Annotated in this window: 20 protein-coding genes; 9 read left to right on the top strand and 11 right to left on the bottom strand. The window is 63.1% G+C overall.

The window, feature by feature from the left end:
* Positions 1-56: 56 nt before the first annotated feature.
* Positions 57-452: a hotdog domain-containing protein gene (locus EN932_RS11615; protein WP_013530049.1), complete on the top strand. Its 396-nt coding sequence runs from the start codon at positions 57-59 to the stop codon at positions 450-452.
* Between the two features lie 116 nt (positions 453-568).
* The gene (locus EN932_RS11610; RefSeq protein ID WP_081714341.1) at positions 569-772 is read left to right on the top strand and encodes a hypothetical protein; all 204 of its coding nucleotides are present in this window, start codon (positions 569-571) and stop codon (positions 770-772) included.
* A gap of 151 nt (positions 773-923) precedes the next feature.
* Here EN932_RS11610 and EN932_RS11605 read toward each other — a convergent pair whose 3' ends face one another.
* Positions 924-1292, bottom strand: coding sequence for a helix-turn-helix domain-containing protein (locus EN932_RS11605; protein WP_024504168.1), 369 nt, complete (start codon positions 1290-1292; stop codon positions 924-926).
* A gap of 89 nt (positions 1293-1381) precedes the next feature.
* Between EN932_RS11605 and EN932_RS11600 the strand changes: the two genes are divergently transcribed.
* Positions 1382-1987 carry an NADPH-dependent FMN reductase gene (locus EN932_RS11600; protein WP_013530052.1) on the top strand — a complete coding sequence of 202 codons (606 nt, stop codon included), beginning with the start codon at positions 1382-1384 and terminating at the stop codon, positions 1985-1987.
* A gap of 60 nt (positions 1988-2047) precedes the next feature.
* Here EN932_RS11600 and EN932_RS11595 read toward each other — a convergent pair whose 3' ends face one another.
* Positions 2048-2770 (bottom strand): MBL fold metallo-hydrolase, encoded by a 723-nt coding sequence (locus EN932_RS11595; protein ID WP_245465020.1) that lies wholly within the window; start codon positions 2768-2770, stop codon positions 2048-2050.
* 365 nt (positions 2771-3135) lie between these two features.
* Between EN932_RS11595 and EN932_RS11585 the strand changes: the two genes are divergently transcribed.
* On the top strand, positions 3136-4062 hold the full coding sequence (locus EN932_RS11585) for a DMT family transporter (RefSeq protein WP_013530053.1): 927 nt from the start codon (positions 3136-3138) through the stop codon (positions 4060-4062).
* A 10-nt stretch (positions 4063-4072) separates the two neighbouring features.
* Here the strand turns inward: EN932_RS11585 and EN932_RS11580 are convergent, their stop codons facing one another.
* Positions 4073-5101 (bottom strand): alpha/beta hydrolase, encoded by a 1029-nt coding sequence (locus EN932_RS11580; RefSeq protein ID WP_245461003.1) that lies wholly within the window; start codon positions 5099-5101, stop codon positions 4073-4075.
* Between EN932_RS11580 and EN932_RS11575 the strand changes: the two genes are divergently transcribed.
* Entirely contained in the window at positions 5100-5696 is a 597-nt protein-coding gene (locus tag EN932_RS11575; RefSeq protein ID WP_127369276.1) for a CGNR zinc finger domain-containing protein, read from the top strand. The genes EN932_RS11580 and EN932_RS11575 overlap by 2 nt on opposite strands.
* Positions 5697-5750: 54 nt before the next feature.
* On the opposite strand, the gene EN932_RS11570 is transcribed toward EN932_RS11575, so the two are convergent.
* Positions 5751-7259 carry a winged helix-turn-helix domain-containing tetratricopeptide repeat protein gene (locus tag EN932_RS11570; protein ID WP_013530056.1) on the bottom strand — a complete coding sequence of 503 codons (1509 nt, stop codon included), beginning with the start codon at positions 7257-7259 and terminating at the stop codon, positions 5751-5753.
* A 138-nt stretch (positions 7260-7397) separates the two neighbouring features.
* Between EN932_RS11570 and EN932_RS11565 the strand changes: the two genes are divergently transcribed.
* Positions 7398-7640, top strand: coding sequence for a hypothetical protein (locus tag EN932_RS11565; protein ID WP_013530057.1), 243 nt, complete (start codon positions 7398-7400; stop codon positions 7638-7640).
* 28 nt (positions 7641-7668) lie between these two features.
* Here EN932_RS11565 and EN932_RS11560 read toward each other — a convergent pair whose 3' ends face one another.
* Entirely contained in the window at positions 7669-8979 is a 1311-nt protein-coding gene (locus tag EN932_RS11560; RefSeq protein ID WP_024504164.1) for a hemolysin family protein, read from the bottom strand.
* A 75-nt stretch (positions 8980-9054) separates the two neighbouring features.
* Positions 9055-9969 carry a LysR family transcriptional regulator gene (locus tag EN932_RS11555; protein WP_127369062.1) on the bottom strand — a complete coding sequence of 305 codons (915 nt, stop codon included), beginning with the start codon at positions 9967-9969 and terminating at the stop codon, positions 9055-9057.
* Between the two features lie 127 nt (positions 9970-10096).
* Here EN932_RS11555 and EN932_RS11550 point away from each other — a divergent pair, with 127 nt between their 5' ends.
* Positions 10097-11119: an NAD(P)-dependent alcohol dehydrogenase gene (locus EN932_RS11550; protein ID WP_024504162.1), complete on the top strand. Its 1023-nt coding sequence runs from the start codon at positions 10097-10099 to the stop codon at positions 11117-11119.
* Positions 11120-11130: 11 nt separating this feature from the next.
* Here the strand turns inward: EN932_RS11550 and EN932_RS11545 are convergent, their stop codons facing one another.
* The 4 genes from EN932_RS11545 to EN932_RS11530 form a co-directional block, all read right to left on the bottom strand.
* Positions 11131-11838 carry an LssY C-terminal domain-containing protein gene (locus tag EN932_RS11545; RefSeq protein WP_127369063.1) on the bottom strand — a complete coding sequence of 236 codons (708 nt, stop codon included), beginning with the start codon at positions 11836-11838 and terminating at the stop codon, positions 11131-11133.
* Positions 11839-11912: 74 nt separating this feature from the next.
* Positions 11913-12719: an extensin family protein gene (locus EN932_RS11540; RefSeq protein ID WP_127369064.1), complete on the bottom strand. Its 807-nt coding sequence runs from the start codon at positions 12717-12719 to the stop codon at positions 11913-11915.
* A 116-nt stretch (positions 12720-12835) separates the two neighbouring features.
* A complete protein-coding gene (locus tag EN932_RS11535; protein ID WP_164753939.1) occupies positions 12836-13969 on the bottom strand; it encodes an extensin family protein in 1134 nt (377 codons plus the stop codon).
* 132 nt (positions 13970-14101) lie between these two features.
* Positions 14102-14527, bottom strand: a complete 426-nt coding sequence (locus EN932_RS11530; protein ID WP_013530064.1) for a DUF3775 domain-containing protein — start codon at positions 14525-14527, stop codon at positions 14102-14104.
* A 142-nt stretch (positions 14528-14669) separates the two neighbouring features.
* Between EN932_RS11530 and EN932_RS11525 the strand changes: the two genes are divergently transcribed.
* On the top strand, positions 14670-15209 hold the full coding sequence (locus EN932_RS11525; protein ID WP_013530065.1) for a tetratricopeptide repeat protein: 540 nt from the start codon (positions 14670-14672) through the stop codon (positions 15207-15209).
* Between the two features lie 271 nt (positions 15210-15480).
* Complete coding sequence (gene greA / locus EN932_RS11520; protein WP_013530066.1) at positions 15481-15954, top strand: transcription elongation factor GreA; 474 nt, start codon at positions 15481-15483, stop codon at positions 15952-15954.
* A gap of 239 nt (positions 15955-16193) precedes the next feature.
* On the opposite strand, the gene waaC is transcribed toward greA, so the two are convergent.
* Positions 16194-17168, bottom strand: coding sequence for a lipopolysaccharide heptosyltransferase I (waaC, locus tag EN932_RS11515; RefSeq protein ID WP_024504158.1), 975 nt, complete (start codon positions 17166-17168; stop codon positions 16194-16196).
* Between the last annotated feature and the right edge of the window lie 118 nt (positions 17169-17286).

Here is a 17286-nt window from a genome sequence, read left to right as displayed (position 1 = left end):
TTCTGGCGCCGTGACGATACGGGATCGAGGGCAGCCAGTCTCGAAGGATTTCTCGCATGGTGCACTACGCTGAAGGACGGCCGCTTGGCGATCTGACGCTGCGCACCCTGGCCATGCCTTCGGACGCCAATGCGGCGGGCGACATCTTCGGCGGCTGGGTGATGGCGCAGATGGATCTGGCCTGCGGCATCCGCGCCGCCGAGCGCGCCAAGGGCCGCGTCGTGACGGCGGCGGTGAAAGAGATGTCGTTCGCCAAGCCGATGAAGATCGGCGACACGCTGTGCATTTACACCCATGTCGAGCGCGTCGGCCGCACTTCGATGACGCTCAAGGTCGAGGCCTGGGCGCAGCGCTACCTCTCCGACCTGATGGAGAAGGTCACCCATGCCGATTTCGTCATGGTGGCGCTGGATGGCGAGGGCAAGCCGAAAGCGGTTCCCGCCGAAGGCTGAGGCAAGCCGTTTCTCCCAGGCTTGGTCATTTGTAACAGCGCCCGTGCGGGAGGCGCTTTTCGTGACATCCAACGGTTGCCTCCATGCCCGATCCTGCTGCAATCGGAGGAGAGACAATGCGTCAACATCTGCTGAACGGTTGGCTCGTGGCGGCCCTGGTCGCGACGACCTGCCTGCTCGGCGTGACCGCTTACGCGGAGGTGAAGGAAGACATCTCGCGCGTCGCCTGCACGCGTGGAGGACAGGCTCCTGGCGAGCGGGGCGCACGGTGTGATACCTGTGCCGCCGCGCGATGCGATGTGCGCGCATCAGGAGCCTGAGCGGCAGCCGTCAGGGGACCGCATGAGCGGCAATCCGCCAGCCAAACCGGCGCGTGCATTCGGTTCAACGATCCGCGCAGCCGAGATAGAATTTCCGATCAGACAAGCCGGATGTTGCGTGCGGGGCTGAATCCCTTGCGGCGAAAGGGTTTCAGACGCGGGCGCCGTCGAATTTTTCGCGCGCCGCCTTGACGCGCATGGTGTTGGCGCGCGCCCATTCGCTCAGTGCGCTGACGGGGATCAGCAGCTCGTGGCCGAGCTCGGTCAGCTCATAATCGACGCGCGGCGGAATGGTTGGAAACACGGTGCGGGTGACGAAGCCGTCACGCTCCAGCCCGCGCAAGGTGGTGGTCAGCATCTTCTGCGAGATGCCGCCGACGGCTGCGCGCAATTCGTTGAAACGCAGCGGTCCGTCGCCCAGCTTGCCGACGACCAGAACGGTCCATTTGTCGCCGACGCGCTGCAGGATTTCCGAGATGGCGCGGCAGTCTTCGGAGCGGTGTGGGTGCCTCGGTAACAAAAAAGTGCCTTCTTGTGCATCGCGTTTGCAGTATCTCATATAGCGCAGGTATCCAAATGATACCAGTACTTCGTGCAAGGAGAGCCCTTATGTCCAAACCCAAAATTGCCATCGTCGTCGGATCGACGCGCGCCGCTCGTTTCGCCGATGTGCCAACCCAGTGGATCGCCAAGATCGCCAAGTCGCATGCCGACATCGATGTCGAGATCGTCGACCTTCGCGACTTCCCGCTGCCGTTCTTCGACGAGGTCGCATCCTCCGCATGGGCGCCGTCGCAGAACGAAGTGGCACAGCGCTGGCAGAAGAAGGTCGCCGAATTCGACGGCTTCATCTTCACCGCCGCCGAATACAATCATGGCCCGACGGCGGTGCTGAAGAATGCCATCGACTACGCCGCCAATGAATGGAACAAGAAGCCGGCCGGCTTCGTCGGCTATGGCAGCGTCGGTGGCGCTCGCGCCGTCGAACAGCTCCGCCTTCATGCCGTCGAATTGCAGATGGCGCCGGTCAAGTCGGCCGTCCATATCGCCTGGGGCGATTTCCTCGCCGTGCGCCAGGGCGAGAAGAAGCTGGAAGACCTCGAGCATCTGAACCAGGCCGCCACGGCGCTGGTCAACGACGTTGCGTGGTGGGCCAAGGTGCTCAAGGCAGCGCGTCAGGCCGACGCCGTCGCCGAGGAAGTCAAGGCGGCCTGACCGCCGGTTCGAATTATCCTCCCAAGGATCCGGGGCGGCGCTTGCGCCGCCCTTTTTCAATTATAACGGCTCAAACCGAAAGCTGGCGCCGGATCGGACGACGCGGCCGACACCGGGCGAATCCAGATGCGCGCCGGCAACGAAACAATGATCGTCGGCAGCAAGCGCCAGCAACCGCAACCGGCTTTCGCGCGCCTGGTCCTGATCGGCATCGAATTCCCACGTCACCTCAGGTCGATCGAACTGGAGCGATGGGACGTGAACGGTGTCGCCCCAAATCAGAATGCGTTCGCCACCGCTCGAAACACGAAAGCAGCTGTGTCCCGCTTCATGGCCATGGGCTTCGACAATGTCGACATCTGTCCCGATACGGTCTCCGGCCTCGAATGGTTCCGCCATGCTGTGAAATCGTTCGAGCCGCACTTCGGCGCGAAAAAAGCCAAGTTCTTCCCCGGGAACGAGCAAGCGCGCCAGGCGCGGGAAAGCGTCGCGGCCGTCGGCAAGCACAAGACCGTGGATGTGGTCGAGATGGGTGTGGGTGAAACAGACGGCACGAACTCGTCCGGCATCGATGCCAGCTTCGTCCAGCGCCTCGGGAAGTCGGCCCATGGTGGGATGCCAGGCGTTCGAGGCACCGGTATCGATCAGGATGATTCCGTCTCCATCGTCAATCGCGAAGGCATTGACGGACAGTCTGAGTTGACCATCAACCAATGCGACTTGTTGCGGCAATTCATCGCCAAACGGCTTGTCGCCGGGTTGCCGAAGCCGTCCGATCGGCATGTCGACATAGCCATCGCGCAAGGAGGTGATGCGCAAGTCACCAAGATCGTAGGTCTGATAAAGGTCGCCCGAAGCCATGCGGTGCATTTTTTCCGATCCGTCTGTAGACAACCGGCAACATGCGACGGGCCAGCTGCGTCGGCAACCCGCCCCGTCAATTCGATCTGTGCCATGTGTGCGTGCGTCGCCTGCCGTGGCCGGATGATGCAGTCGGCGAGGCGGTCCGTTTCGTTCAACTCGCCGGCATGGTGCTGATACCCTGATGTCACGATAGCCTCGGCCCAATCGGGGTTGGACTGCTACATCGACCGGGCTGCCATCTGGTCGCGCCCTTTGCCCTGATATATCCGGCTGCGATCCGTCACATGAGTGAAGCCGTGAAGACATCCAGCCTGACCGGCGCCGTTTCCCCGATGATCCCGGTGCTCGTATGCGCGCTTGCGATCTTCCTGCTGTCCGGGATGGATGCGGCGATGAAGATCCTGGTCATCGCGGTCGGGGTCTACAACACCTTGCTGTGGCGCAGCATGGTCGCGGCCGTGGTCGCGGGCGCAGCCTGGTTGGCGGGACCACGCTTAAAGCCGACCATTCCGGTGCTGAGGCTGCATGCGCTGCGTGCCGCAATTGTCGGCGTCGTGCTGATATCCTTCTTCTGGGGCTTGGCCAGGCTGCCGCTCGCGGAGGCGATCGGGCTCAGCTTCGTGGCGCCCTTGTTTGCGCTGTTTCTCGCCGCGCTACTGCTGGGCGAACGGATCCGACGCCAGGCTGTCTGGGCATCGTTGGCCGGCATCGCCGGCGTCGCCATCATCATGGCCGGCCAGTTCGGGCAGGCAGACTATTCGCAGGACGCCATGCTCGGCACGGCAGCGGTGCTCGTGTCGACGGTGTTCTACGGATACAATCTGATCCTCGCCCGGCAACAGGCGCAGTTGGCCAAGCCGATCGAGATCATGCTGTTCCAGAACCTTTGCGTTGCCATCCTGCTAGGCCTCGCGGCACCCTGGCTTGCCGTCGCCCTGCCGAGCGATCTTTGGCTTCCTTTGGCCGGGGTGACGGTGCTGTCGCTCGCCGGGCAATTCCTGATGAGCTGGTCCTACGCCCGCGCCGAAGCGCAATATCTGATCCCGACGGAATACTCGGCCTTCATCTGGGCGGTCGCGCTTGGCTGGTTCTTCTTCGGCGAGGAGGCGACCTGGACCACGCTGACGGGAGCGTGCCTGATCGTCGCCGGCTGCCTGATCGCCGCGCGGGCCAATCCCAGGCTTGCCGAGCCCATCGAAGTGGCGGTTTGAACGTCGACGTTCAACGCCCCGCAGGATCGCGAAATACCCCAGTCTCCACCTCGTGCATGAAGTGAGCGATGAGAGCCGCGCATTGGCGATGATGCGTTTCGAGAAGCATGTGCCCGCTCTCAAAGACATGGATTTCGACGGCGTCGAGATCGCGGCTGTAGGCCATGATCTCGTCCAGCGCGAAGAAGGCGTCGTGGCGCCCCCACAGCACCAGGCATGCTGGCTGTTGGTCGCGGAGATAGGCCTGGATGGCCGGGAAGCGCGCGATGTGCGAGCCATAATCGGTGAAGAGTTCGAACTGAATGTCGGTGTTGCCGGGCCTCGCCAGGCGCTCCGTATCGAGATACCAACCCTCGGGCGGAAACAACACTTTCAGACGCTCGGGGAGACCGCCGATATATTGGTTTCGGGTCCCCTCGAAATTCATCCAGTCCGGCAGTTTGGCGCGGTTTTCTTCAGTCGGTTCGGCGAAGAACGCCTTCGGCGCGTCCCATTCCGGTCCCAGCCCCTCGTCATGAGCGTTGCTGTCCTGGGCGATCAGGCCGAGGATGCGATCCGGACGCCGTGTGGCGAGATGATAGCCGACGGGCGTGCCGAAGTCAGTGATGTGGAGGAAGAATCGCTGGAGGCCGAGGGCCTCGATGAAGGCTTCGATCGTGCTGGCCAGGTTGTCGAACGTGTAGTCATAGGCATCGATGGAAGGGGCGGACGAAAAGCCGAAACCGGGCAGATCCGGCGCCACCACATAGGCTGTCTCCGCCAGCGGTTCGATGACATTGCGATAGACGTGCGACGAAGTCGGATATCCGTGCAGCAGCAGGATTGCCGGTCTGCGGGGATCGCCGGCATGACGGTAGAAGATGTCGAGGCCGTCGACATTGATGGTTTCGTGGCGGGTCTTGTAACGATTGCTGCACATCCTCTCCCTCCCAGGGGTTCCGCGCCGATCTGGCGACGCGCTGGCTTTGACACCACGTATCCGTATGATAGTGGTTACATCATGTAACCGTATAATCCGGTTAATGAGGTTATGTTCCATGGGCGATGCATACACCGAATGGGTACCGGATCACTTCATAGGCGGGCATCCCGCTTTGGACCTGTCGAACGCCGTGTTCGACCGGCGGGCGCCGGCAGCAGACAATGAACTCTTCAAGTCCGTCCGGGATGTTGCGAACTGGTTCAGCGCCTCAGGGCTTGCCGACGATCGCCAGGCGCAGGCCGTTGCCGAGATAGCGGATGGGCGGTTCGTGGAAGGGGTCCGCGAAATGCGGGAGGCGTCATTTCAGGTTTTCGATCCAATCGCCGCGGGCAAACCGTCTGCGGTCGAACCGCTCGGCGTGTTGTTCTCGCGCACGGCAAGCTCGCTTGCCGCCGGGTCTATCGAGCTGGATGGCACCAGGCCGGAGCTTGCCCTTGGCCGGTGGCGCGATCCGGACGCCGTCACCGCGTTGCTGGCCATGCTGTCCATCGAAGCATTCTTCACCCTGCCGCGCGACAGGCTGCATTCCTGCCCTCGCTGTGGCTGGCTTTTCCTCGATACGTCGCGAGGCGGCAAGCGGCGCTGGTGCAGCATGCGCACCTGCGGCAACCGCGAGAAGGTGTCGCGCCACCGAGATCATACCGACGTCTAGACTGGGTTAGCGCACCACGTCGCCTTTGCTGCGGGCGGGCCGGATGCCGGCGCGTCACTCCGGAAGACCGGCCTTGCGAAAACCATCGACGAAATGCTCGAGCGTAGCGGCGTCGCGGAATGGCTCGGTCGTCGCCCAGTGATGGGTTGTGAAATGCGGGTTGCCGACGAGGAACAGTTCAGCCTCTGCGCGCGCCTCGTCGAGCCGGCCGAGTTGGGCCATGCTTGCCGCCAGGAAACGGCGTGAGCTTGTGCGATAGGTCTCGTCACGGCGCAACGTCTCGATCGCGGCTTGGTAGTCGCGCGCCGCATATTGCGCCTGGCCGAGCGTCAGATAGTACCAGCTCGCCGGAAACGGGTTCAGCCGGAACGCCTTGCCGATGTGCTCGAGGCCCTCTTCGACCCGTCCGGCCAGGACCGCGATGTCGGACAATGCCGCCCAGGTGTCGGCCTCGTTCGGGTCGAGCTCGATCGCTTTGGCGAATTCCGCATCCGCTTCAGTGAAGCTGCGCTCATAAGCAAGCAGATAAGCCAGGATCCAGCGACAACCGGCGTCGTTGGGATCGATCGCCACCGCCTTGCGCGCCAGCTCCAGGGCAACGCTGCGGGCAGCCTCGGTTGGTCCGCCCCAATGCACCTGTCCCATCCAGTGGTTCATGGCAAGCCAACGATAGGGCTCGGCATAATCAGGATCGAGCGACACCGCGCGCGTCAGCATCAGATGCGCTTCCTGCGCCATCTGCGGCGAGTCGTCGATCAGCTTTCGCGCCCGCACGCAGAGGTCGTAGGCCTCCAGATTTCGCGGCCGATTGCGCGGCGGCGGCGCGCGCAGCCGGCCAAGCAGCGCTTCCACGATCTTGGCCGTCACCTCGTCTTGAACGGCAAAGATATCCTCCAGGCCGCGATCGAAGCGTTCCGCCCACAGATGATCGCCACTCATCGCGTCGACCAGCTGTGCGTTGATGCGCACGCGCCCCGCGGCGCGTCTTGCACTGCCTTCCAACAGGTAGCGCACGCCAAGATCCCCGGCGATCTCGCGCACGTCCATCGCTTTTCCCTTGTAGGCAAAGGTCGAGTTGCGGGCGATGACGAACAGGCCGGAGATTCTGGACAGGTCGGTGATCAGGTCTTCCGTCAACCCATCCACGAAGGGATCCTGCTCGGGATCGTTGCTGAAATTGACGAAGGGCAGCACGGCTATCGACGGTTTGTCGGGCAGCGGCAAGGGTTTTCGCCTGGCCTCGCCCAGCTGTTCGACGGCCCCCGTGAAACGGTAGCCGACGCGCGGAACGGTGGATATCCATTCGCCGTTGTCGCCGACGGGGCCAAGCAGCTTGCGCAGCTGCGCGATCTGGACGGTGAGATTGCCTTCCTCGACGGCCGTGCCCGGCCACGCGGCGTCCATCAGTTCGGCTTTTCCGAGGATTTCGCCGGGCCGCCCGACGAGTGCCGCAAGCAGGCTCAGCCCGCGATAGCCGACGGCAACGGGGACATCGTTCCGAAGCAGCGTTCCCGCACGCGGATCAAGCACGAACGGACCAAAGGCAAAACGCGATCCCTGCATAGGCGCATCTATAGGGCCGCTCTAGCTCGTTTGGAAGTTTTGGGAACTATTTGGGAGGGCTTAATTACGGCGCCGTCCGTATCGCGCAGAATTCAACCCCATCGAGAGCCCAGGCCCTCAAACCATATGGAGGTTGCCATGACCAATACCCTCACTTGTGCAGCGCGGCCGGGAACGCCTGTGCGGCCGGCATCGCGCCGGCTCCTGAAGACCCTGCGAAGCATCATCGCGAGCTGGCACGATCGGACTTGGCGCGAGCGGATACGCTTTCGCTGGCAGCTCAGGCAAATGTCGAAGGACAATCCGCATCTGATCGACGATATCGGCCTGACGATACAGCAGGTCGAGGGAGAGATCGCCAAGTCCTTCTGGGAACGATAGAGCGAAATGCCGCAAATCGCGTCGACCGTCAGCGCACCGCCTCGCGAGGGGCGCCGGCCAGGCGGGTGGCGATCAGCTTGTCGATGCGGCGGCCGTCGAGATCGACCACCTCGAAGCGCCAGCCCTGCGCGTCGACGCATTCGCCAGTCGCCGGCAGATGGTGCATATGCGACAGCACATAGCCGGCGACGGTTTCGTAATCGCGGTTTTCCGGCAGGTCGATGCCGAGAATGTCGGCCATCTCGTCGGCCTGCATGTAGCCGGCGAGCAGCCACGAGCCGTCCTCGCGCTTGACCGCGTTTTCCTCGTCGCCGGCGTCGGTGTCGGCGCGGAACACGCCGGTGATGGCTTCCAGAATGTCGGCCGGGGTGACGATGCCTTCGAAATGGCCGTATTCGTCATGCACCAGCGCCATCGGCACGTCGGATTCCTTTAGCTTCTGCAGCACATCGAGCGCGTCGGCCTGGTCGTAGACGATGGGGGCTGCGCGCACATGCCTGCGCGGATCGAGCACGCGGCCGGCAAGCAGTGCGGCCAGCACATCACGCGTCTGGACGACGCCGACCATGACGTCGACGCCGCCGTCGCCTGCCGGCAGGCGCGAATGCTGGGTTTCCATGAGCAGCTTGCGGATGGCCGCCTCGTCGGATTGCAGATTGATCCAGTCGACTTCGGTGCGCGGCGTCATCACCGCGCGCACGGCGCGGTCGCCAAGCCGCATGACGCCGGCGATCATGCGCCGCTCGTCGGATTCGATGGTGCCGTGATGCTCGGCCTCGGCGACCAGCATCTTGATCTCCTCGTCGGTGACCTTTTCCTCGCTTTCGCCGCGCTGACCGAGCAGCCACAATATGGTGCGGCCGGAGAAGTCGAGCAGGAAGACCAGCGGCGCCGACACCGTGGCGAGGATGGTCATCGCCGGAGCGACCCTGGCGGCGACCCGCTCGGGATCACGCAACGCGATCTGCTTGGGCACCAGCTCGCCGACGATCAGCGAGAAATAGGTGATGATAGCAACGACGATGCCGACGCCGAGCGGGTCGGCGACAGTCTCGCGGATGCCGGTCGAAGCCAGGAACTGCGCCAGCCGTTCGCCGAGCGTGGCGCCGGAAAAGGCGCCGGAGAGGACGCCGACCAAGGTGATGCCGATCTGCACCGAGGACAGGAACTTGCCGGGATTTGAGCCAAGATCAAGGGCGCGGCCGGCGCCATTGGTGCCGCGGTCGATCATCGCTTTCAGCCTGGCCGGGCGCGACGAGACGATGGCGAGCTCGGACATCGACAAAAGGCCGTTCACGCAGATGAGGACGACCACGATAGCGATTTCGACGTATAACATGAGCGGTCAATAGCATTGTGGCGCGGTCTTCGAAAATAGTCCGGCGTGATTTTTGAGAAATGACCGGTATTTCGCTCACGCGGCATCCCAGGGCGGCGCCGAAAAATGTTCGACGAGGGCGTCGACGACAACCCGCACCTTTGGCGTGAGCGCGCGCGTCACCGGCCAGACGGCATGCACGACGATGTTCTCGACCAGGCATTCCGACAGCACCATTTCGAGATCGCCGCTTTTGAGGCTGTCGGCGGCCAGCCATGTCGGCAGGAAGGCGATGCCGCAGCCGGCGAGCGCCGCATCCAGCATCGGTTCGCCATGGCCGAGAACGAGCCGCGCCTTGGGCACGAAGGTTGCGAGATGGCCGTCGGAATGTCTGATCACCCAGGGGCGGACGATGCCCTCGCGACCGTAGCCAATGACGCTGTGATCGGCGAGATCCTCGACCGATTGCGGCCGGCCGTGCCTGTCGAGATAGTCGGGAGCCGCGCATATGGCCGAGCGCTGAGCATAGAGGCGCCTGGCCGCTAGCGACAGGCTGTCGTCGAGTTCGCCCATGCGGATCGCCAGGTCGATGCCCTCCTCGATCAGGTCGACGCGGCGGTCATTGAAGGAGATTTCAACCGTCAGGTCCGGAAATTTCCTCGAAATCTCGAACAGCACGGGAGCGACGCAGCGTCGGCCGAAGGCCAGCGGCACGTCGACCCGAAGCCGGCCAGACGGGACCTGCCGACGCGAGGCGAGCAGCGACTGTGCGGCTTCGATCTCGGCCAGGGCCCGGACGCAGGCTTCATAGTAGCTGATGCCTTCGCTGGTCGGACTGAGACTGCGGGTGGTGCGGTTCAGCAAGCGAACGCCGAGCCTCTGCTCCAGCTGCGCGATCGATTTGCCGATCGCCGACTTCGTCACATGCAGCCGCTCGCCGGCGCTAGTGAAGCTGCCGGCCTCCACCGCCTGAACAAACGCAACGGTGCCTTGCAGGTCGGCCGTTTCCATGGCGATTTCCTATTGTCGACTTTTAGTCCGCAATCAGTGTCAAATTATACCGCACGGAAGCACTATTTTCTATAGTCGAAAGGCATAAATGTCTCGCCTGGCATCAATGCACGGAGCGCGAGACGACATGAGCACCCCAATCAACAGATCCTGGCAGATGAGCGGTTTTGGCCTGTCCAGGCTAAGCCAGGTGGAAGGCAAGGTGCCCGAGCCAGGGCCGCACGATTTGCTGGTGCGGACCAAGGCCGTATCGCTCAACTACAAGGACAAGATGATCGTGGACGGCGTGCTGATCCCCGACCTTGCCTTTCCCTTCGTGCCGACATCCGACGCGGTGGGCGAAGTGGTGGCCGTCGGCAGTGCGGTCAGCCGCTTTCAGGTCGGCCAGCGCGTGCTTGGCCAGGTGATCGCCGATTGGCCGGATGGCGACGCACCGCCGGTGCTGCATAAGCACACGCTGGGGTCGTCGCTGTCGGGTATGCTTTCCGATCATGTCATCTTCGGCGAGGACGCCGCGGTGCTGGCGCCGCCGTCGCTCGGCGACATCGAGGCCGCGACATTGCCGATCGCGGCGCTGACGGCCTGGTTCGCCATGGCCGAGGCGACCAAACCGGTGCCGGGTCAGACCATTCTGATCCAGGGCACCGGCGGCGTGTCGCTGTTTGCGCTGCAGTTCGCCACTGCGTTCGGCCTGCGCGCCATCGTCACCTCAAGCAGTGATGAAAAGCTTGAGCGGGCGAGAAAGCTTGGCGCCTGGCAAGGGATCAACTACCGCACGCAACCGGCCTGGGACGATGCCGCGCGTGAGCTGACGAACGGGCTGGGCGTGAGCCACGTGCTGGAAATGGTCGGCGGCGACAATGCAAGGCGATCTCTGAACGCGCTGGCCGCCGACGGCCGGCTGTCGATCATCGGCCTGCTGGGCGCGATGGAGCTCAGCTTTCCCATCCTGCCCTTCATGCGCAACCGCATCACCGTGCAGGGCCTGTCGATCGGCCATCGCCGTGCTTTCGAGCGTATGAATCAGGCGATCGAGGCGCTGGCGATCAAGCCGGTCATCGACAAGGTTTTTGGCTTCGATGAGGTGCCGCAGGCCTTGCAACATCTGGAGAAAGGGCCGTTCGGCAAGATCGTGATCACGACGACCTGACTTTTGCGATGTCATGGCAACTGCTTCAACACGCCGACAATTGCCTCGCCGTCCGTGAAATAGAGATCGCCGCCGCCATTGCGTCCCGCCTTGGTGGCGCCGACGCCCGATATGTCGCTGGTCGAGAGCAGCATGCCGGCAGTGGCCAGGTCGCGCATCAGGAAATCGCGCTCGGCGTCGATGTCGGGGCCGATATGGTGGGTGACGGCGCCGGTGTCGTGGCTGAAGCCGACGGCGCGATCGAAGCTGGCCGAGCCCAGCCACAGCGGCCGGCCATCGTCGCCGCTTGCATCGGTCTGCCAGAAGCGGACATGATGCCGTCGGTCGGCGCTGATGCCCTCCGGCTTTTCGAAGGCGAGATCCTGGGCACGGCCATCGAACAGCAGCCTGCTGACCGGCGCATCGGGATAGGGGTGGTCGAACAGCACGCTTTCACCGATCTCGATCGCGGTCTTCAGGGTGACGGCGTCGGCAGTGTCCCAGCCGGCAACGGCAAAGGCGTGGACCACCTCCTTCTGCGTGCCGACAAGGCCGACATTGATCGGGTCGCCCGGAATGCCTTGCGGCGTGTGCGTCAGCATCTCGAAGCGATGCGTGCGAAAACCTCGATCGCGGAACGTCCAGAATTCCGGTGCGGCGAAATAGGCGAGCGCCAGATACGCGGCCAACAAGGTCGCCGCCCAGATCATAATGCGTCGCCGAACGCTTCGTTGACCCATGAATGCCGCTCAAATGTTCCGGCATCACATTAGGCGTTGTCATGGCATTCAGGCAAAGGATACCCGGCACCGATCTAACGGCAGGCGCGATAACCGTTCTTGCGGTTCTTGATGTCGAAATGAAAATGGTTGCGGTGGTCGTAATTGTAGCCGGGGCCGAGCACGGTGGTGAAGTACTGGCAGCCGTCGGCGCGCACATTGTTGAGGAAGCCACGGGTGCGGAAGGCGAACAGGCCGGGCTTGCGCACGTCGATGTCGTCGCCATTGTTGAGCTCGATGCTCATGACGTCGAGCGCATTGCCCTTGCCGTGTTCGGACAGGACGCCTTCGCCGGCAATCCGGCGGCAGGAATAGCTGGAGCCCTGGTGTATGGTCTTGACGCCGGAGAAATAACGCCAGCGGGCGGAGGGAACGAGTTCGTTCTTCGTCCAGCCGGCAAAGGTAGCTGCCATGTCGCAGGTCAGGGTTGCGGCGGGTTTCATCTGGATGTTGCCGATGGCCGAGACCTTGACCGGATAATCGATGCCGCACTGGCCTTCATGGATCGGCGCCAGGTCGGTGTAGGCGACATCGAGGCGCTTCAATTGCTGACGGCAGTCGGTTTCGCTGGCCGGCATCTGCTCGACGGGCGACATCGGCTCGTCCATGCGCGGATAAGCGGCCTGCGTCATGTACGGATTGGAAGGGACAAGCTTCTGCATGCCGGCATATTGCGGCACGGCAGCCGTCTGCGCGCCGACGTCGACGGCCGGCTGCAGCGACAGCACACTGCCGGTGTTGCAGGCGGAAAGCGCCGCCAGCGCCAGACCGGCGGGCAGCATTGCTGCATATTTTGACTGGCGCGCGGTGGCGAAAAACACGGCCCGAAATTTGCCGGCCATTGGCGGAATCCCGTTGATGGATATCCGGCATTTTAACGATCAAGGGTAAAGGAAAACTCAGCGTCCGCGTTCATGCCTGCGGCCGAATTGCGGCACGCGGCCTGGATCAGCCATGATCACTGGCAGAACGTTCCGCCATGACGGCGCGGTTCGAGATCGAGATGGAAATGCAGGGAATGATCGGCGTCGGCGCCTGGGCCGAGCACCGTCTTGAAGGGTCCGCAGGCGGCCTTGCGAACATTGTTGAGGAATTTGGCGTCTTTCTCCGGCGGCGCCGGGCCGACCTCGATCTTCTTGCCGTCCGACAGCGTGAAGCTGGCGATGTCGAGCGCGTTGCCGAACGCGTGTTCCGACAGTTTTCGTGTGCCGTTGCGTGGCCGGCAGACAAAAGCCGATGCCTGGCCGATCGATTTCAGGTCCGCACCGAATTCGGCCTTTGCCGCCGGCTGGATGACATCGGCGGCAAAACGCGCCGTCGCCTCGGCCATCTTGCAGTTGAGCTCGGTGCCTGGGGCAATCGCGATCGACTTTCCAAGGGTCTTCAGCACGATGGGGTAGGGAATCGAACAGCCGATTTCGGGCTGGCTTTCCGCCTTGTGCTCTTCGAATTCGACGCCGAGCGTCTTTAACCGTTCGCGGCATGCGACTTCCTCGGCCGGCATTTTTTCATCTGGCACGTCGGCCGAGCGCGGATCGGGCAGCATCTTCTCCTCGTCCGCATCGGCCGGCTTTTGCGGTGGCTGCGGGGCGACGGTTGGCGGCTGGGCCTCGGGTTCTGCAATGTCAGGCTTTCGTGTCGGCGTTGGCGCGACGTCCGGCGGCTCCGGCTCGTTTTCCCCGGTTGATGGCTCCGGAGCCAATGGCTCGGGACGTGCCTGCTTTTCCTGGTGGGATTTTTCTTCCTTGAAACGGTCGGGCGCTTCCGCGGCCTTCGGCCCTACGCGCTTTTGCTCCTCGGTCTTTGCAGCTTCAGCCTTTGGTGCGTCCGCCGGGCGTGGTTCGGGCACCGGAATGCCGGGTTGGATTATCGGAGTGCCGGGTTCGGGCACGGGAACATCGGCAGGCGAGGGCAGCGATGCCTGCGTTTTCTGCTGTGTCTGCTTTGGCGTGACCTGCCGGTGGCGCCGTGGTTTCAAACGCTTTCCGCCCCTTGGTTTCAGGGGCTGGTCGGCTCGTGGTGTCAGCGGCTGCTCGACCCGCGGCGTCGGGGGCTTATGATGCCGATGGCGATGTCTCGCCTCGACCGGCATCACCAGCAAGGCCGTGACGGCCACGGTCAACGCAATCCTGCATATTCGGGAAAAGACGATCGACCCCATCGCCCTCAACGGCGCCGACGCAAGGTGGTTGCCTTGGCCGCATCACGAACGGTAACCGCTCCGTTACGCACCGATCGCTTCCAGCCCTTCCTCCAGCCAGTCGGCGAGCAGCGGCATGCCAAGCAGGTATTTCGCGGTGCGCTTGTTGGCGCGTTCGCGCGCGGCGGCCAGCGCGTCCGCCCATTCGGTGGCGTCGTAGTCGCCGCGACCGACCCAGGCCAACGCGATCAGCTCGGCTGCTTCATCGACATTGAGGTCGTTGATCAGCTCGCGTAGCTCTTCTTCGGTCAGGTTCTCGGAGCTTTCCTCGGCAAGGCCGTCATGGTGATGGTTGACATGGGACTCGCCGTCGAGTTCGACCTCGTGCTCGGCGCCATCGGCATAGTCTTCATTGACGGCCGCACTCAGTGCCTTGGCCTTGAGGATGAACAGGCGCACCGTGTCGGGGCCGATCGAAAGCTCCCAGTCCTTTTCAAGCCGCCGCTGCAAGGGCCGTCTCCCTCAGGTCGTTTGCCGGATGATAGCGGATTCGCGGCATCCGTCACCTGATGTTCTCCCGCCCGCATTTTTCCGGGATGAAACGCAAGCCGACCGGCGTTAGTATTGCATTCTCACCCTCCAGGAGGTTTCGATGCATAAAAGAATGCTGATCCAGGCTGCGACCGCGCTTCTCGCGCTGCAGTTCCTCGCTGTTCCCGTGTACGCCGCCGGCAGCGGCGGCAGCGGCGGTGACGAAACCGTCACCCAGTGCAAGAAGGGCCAGGTCTGGGACAAGAAGAAGAAAAAGTGCGTCGCGCCCCAGGAAGGCATGCTCGACGACGACAGCATCTATGATGCAGGCCACGCGCTGGCGATGGCCGGGCGCTATGACGAGGCGATTGCCGTGCTCAGCCTCGCCGCCAACAAGCAGGATCCGCGCATCCTCAACTATCTCGGCTATTCGCACCGCCATTCCGGCCGCGTCACCGTCGGCCTCGGCTATTACGAGGAAGCGCTGCGCATCGATCCGAACTACACGCTGGTGCGCGAATATCTCGGCGAAGCGCATCTGCAGATCGGCGATCTGGCCGGCGCCCAGCAGCAGTTGATGGAAATCGAGAAGCGGACCGGCAAGGGTTCGCGTGAATATGGCATGCTGGCCGAGCAGATCGACCATTTCATGAGAAGCTGAAAAGATCCCAGGGCTCTTCCAAGCGGCCGCGAGCGATCGCGGCCGTTTTTTGTTGCCCCCGGTCTCATTCATCGCCCCCGACTGATGAAAACGGGGATGATTTTAGCAAAACCGATTTTTGGGCGTGAAAAACCCGCTGACATTGCTATATTCAGGGAAATTGCGGTGAAACGGTTCCGTAAGCTCGAGGCTGCCGGACCCGTTTTCTTTTTGTACCCATCGACAAGGCTTTCCCCGATACGCGGGGGTGGCAGCAGGAAAGGCAGGCATCATGAACAAGGTCCCGATGACAGGCGAGGGGTTCGCGTCATTGAAGGAAGAACTGCGCTGGCGCCAGCAGGAAGAGCGGCCGCGCATCATCGAGGCGATCTCCGAAGCGCGCTCGCATGGCGACCTGTCCGAAAATGCCGAATATCATGCCGCCAAAGAGGCGCAGAGCCTCAACGAGGGCCGCGTCAACGAGCTTGAAGATTATATTGCGCGCGCCGAGGTGATCGACGTCAGCAAGCTCAGCGGCGACAAGATCAAGTTCGGCGCCACCGTGGTGCTGGTCGACGAGGACACCGAGGAAAAGAAGACCTACCGGATCGTCGGCGACCAGGAGGCGGACGTGAAGTCCGGCCGCATCTCGATCTCCTCGCCGATCGCGCGTGCGCTCATCGGCAAGGAAGTCGGCGATGCCATCGAGGTCAACGCGCCTGGCGGCGCCAGGGGGTATGAGATCGTCCAGGTGCAGTTCATCTAGGACCTTTGATAATTCTACTCTGGCGGCCGACTACAGCGCCGCGCGTCCTCTCGGACGCGCAAAGGACGCTGTAGGATTTTCAGTTAGCGCATGATCCCTTTCCGAAAATCAATCACGATTTTCGGGGTCATGCGCGGGCGGTTTTCTGCGCTTCCGGTGCTCACGTACTTTAAGTACGCGCCGCTCCGGTTCTCGAAGAACCACGCTATTCGACTCGCCAGAGCGAATTCTGAAAGGTCCTATGCCGGCGCTTGTAGTTTAAGTGCCAATAGCTTTTCTGCTTCCGCCACTACCTCCACCGGCACAACACGCCCCCCATGCGAGGCCAGCAGTGTCGATGCGTAGCGTCCGCGCGGGCCGGTCAGACCCGGCTCTGTTGCCAGGAAAATTGCGACCGTCGGCAGGCCAAAGGCACTGGCAAGATGGGTCAGCCCGGTGTCGGCGCCGATAACCAGCGTCGAGCCGCCGATAGTCGCGGCGATTTCGGACAGCGGCGATTTCGGTACCACGATCGTTGACGGCACGGCGCCTGCGATTGCCTCGGCTACGGTTTTCTCACGCTCGTTCGACCAGGTCGTGACCGGCGTCATCCCCCGCTCAATCAGGAGGCGGGCGGTTCCGATCCAGTCTTCGGCCGGCCATTTCTTGTCTTCGCGGCTGGTTCCGTGCAGCAGGAAGGCGGTTTTTCCAGAAGTGCCCGCCAGGGTGCCGGCGGGCGGCACGATGCCGGAGTCCAGCGTCGAAAGATCGGGTTGATAGGCGAGCGCCAGGCCAAACAACCGCCGCGTCCGTTCGATGGCGTGGAGGTCGCGCGGGACGGCATACGTGGCATCGTAGAACAGCGTCGCTGAGGGTTCGCGCGCGCTCGAACGGTCGAAGCCGGCAATGGGTGAGCCCGCCTGTCTTGCCACCAGGGCCGATTTCAGCAGGCCTTGCGCGTCGATGACCAGATCGTAGCGGCAATTGCGCAAGGTGCGGCGCAGGGCGGCCGCCTCGCGCCAGGTGGCGCCGTCAAGCAGCGCCTTGCGCCAGCGCCGGATCGCCACCGTATGAATCTTGTCGATCGCCGGGTGAAGCGCGACGATTCCGGCGAATGCCTCTTCGACGCACCAGTCGAAGGTCAGGTCCGGGCGGTGGCGACGGGCATCCTCGACCGCCGGAAAGGTGTGGATGACATCGCCCATCGACGACGTCTTGACGATCAGCACCTTCATGCCGCGGCCGGAATTTCCAGCAGCCGGTCCGCCGCTGCCGCGACCTGGCCGACTTCCAGCGTCTTCAGGCAGTTGAGGTGGCCGAGCGGACAGACCTTCTGGTGGCAGGGCGAGCACG

This window comes from Mesorhizobium sp. M7A.F.Ca.US.002.01.1.1, assembly GCF_004022955.1.
Taxonomy (GTDB): Bacteria; Pseudomonadota; Alphaproteobacteria; order Rhizobiales; family Rhizobiaceae; genus Mesorhizobium; species Mesorhizobium ciceri.
The sequence above is the reverse complement of the archived record's forward strand: the minus strand, read 5'-3'. Positions and strand labels throughout refer to the sequence as shown.

Excerpts from the sequence above, each read along its gene's own strand:
- EN932_RS11555 (WP_127369062.1), bottom strand. The coding sequence starts at position 9,969 with ATGGAAACGGCCGACCTGCAAGGCACCGTTGCGTTTGTTCAGGCGGTG.
- EN932_RS11610 (WP_081714341.1), top strand. The coding sequence starts at position 569 with ATGCGTCAACATCTGCTGAACGGTTGGCTCGTGGCGGCCCTGGTCGCG.
- greA (WP_013530066.1), top strand. The coding sequence starts at position 15,481 with ATGAACAAGGTCCCGATGACAGGCGAGGGGTTCGCGTCATTGAAGGAA.
- EN932_RS11565 (WP_013530057.1), top strand. The coding sequence starts at position 7,398 with ATGACCAATACCCTCACTTGTGCAGCGCGGCCGGGAACGCCTGTGCGG.
- EN932_RS11570 (WP_013530056.1), bottom strand. The coding sequence starts at position 7,259 with ATGCAGGGATCGCGTTTTGCCTTTGGTCCGTTCGTGCTTGATCCGCGT.
- EN932_RS11595 (WP_245465020.1), bottom strand. The coding sequence starts at position 2,770 with ATGCCGATCGGACGGCTTCGGCAACCCGGCGACAAGCCGTTTGGCGAT.
- EN932_RS11600 (WP_013530052.1), top strand. The coding sequence starts at position 1,382 with ATGTCCAAACCCAAAATTGCCATCGTCGTCGGATCGACGCGCGCCGCT.
- waaC (WP_024504158.1), bottom strand. The coding sequence starts at position 17,168 with ATGAAGGTGCTGATCGTCAAGACGTCGTCGATGGGCGATGTCATCCAC.
- EN932_RS11545 (WP_127369063.1), bottom strand. The coding sequence starts at position 11,838 with ATGGGTCAACGAAGCGTTCGGCGACGCATTATGATCTGGGCGGCGACC.
- EN932_RS11540 (WP_127369064.1), bottom strand. The coding sequence starts at position 12,719 with ATGGCCGGCAAATTTCGGGCCGTGTTTTTCGCCACCGCGCGCCAGTCA.
- EN932_RS11615 (WP_013530049.1), top strand. The coding sequence starts at position 57 with ATGGTGCACTACGCTGAAGGACGGCCGCTTGGCGATCTGACGCTGCGC.
- EN932_RS11585 (WP_013530053.1), top strand. The coding sequence starts at position 3,136 with ATGAGTGAAGCCGTGAAGACATCCAGCCTGACCGGCGCCGTTTCCCCG.
- EN932_RS11575 (WP_127369276.1), top strand. The coding sequence starts at position 5,100 with ATGGGCGATGCATACACCGAATGGGTACCGGATCACTTCATAGGCGGG.
- EN932_RS11525 (WP_013530065.1), top strand. The coding sequence starts at position 14,670 with ATGCATAAAAGAATGCTGATCCAGGCTGCGACCGCGCTTCTCGCGCTG.
- EN932_RS11535 (WP_164753939.1), bottom strand. The coding sequence starts at position 13,969 with ATGCCGGTCGAGGCGAGACATCGCCATCGGCATCATAAGCCCCCGACG.
- EN932_RS11560 (WP_024504164.1), bottom strand. The coding sequence starts at position 8,979 with ATGTTATACGTCGAAATCGCTATCGTGGTCGTCCTCATCTGCGTGAAC.
- EN932_RS11580 (WP_245461003.1), bottom strand. The coding sequence starts at position 5,101 with ATGGAACATAACCTCATTAACCGGATTATACGGTTACATGATGTAACC.
- EN932_RS11550 (WP_024504162.1), top strand. The coding sequence starts at position 10,097 with ATGAGCACCCCAATCAACAGATCCTGGCAGATGAGCGGTTTTGGCCTG.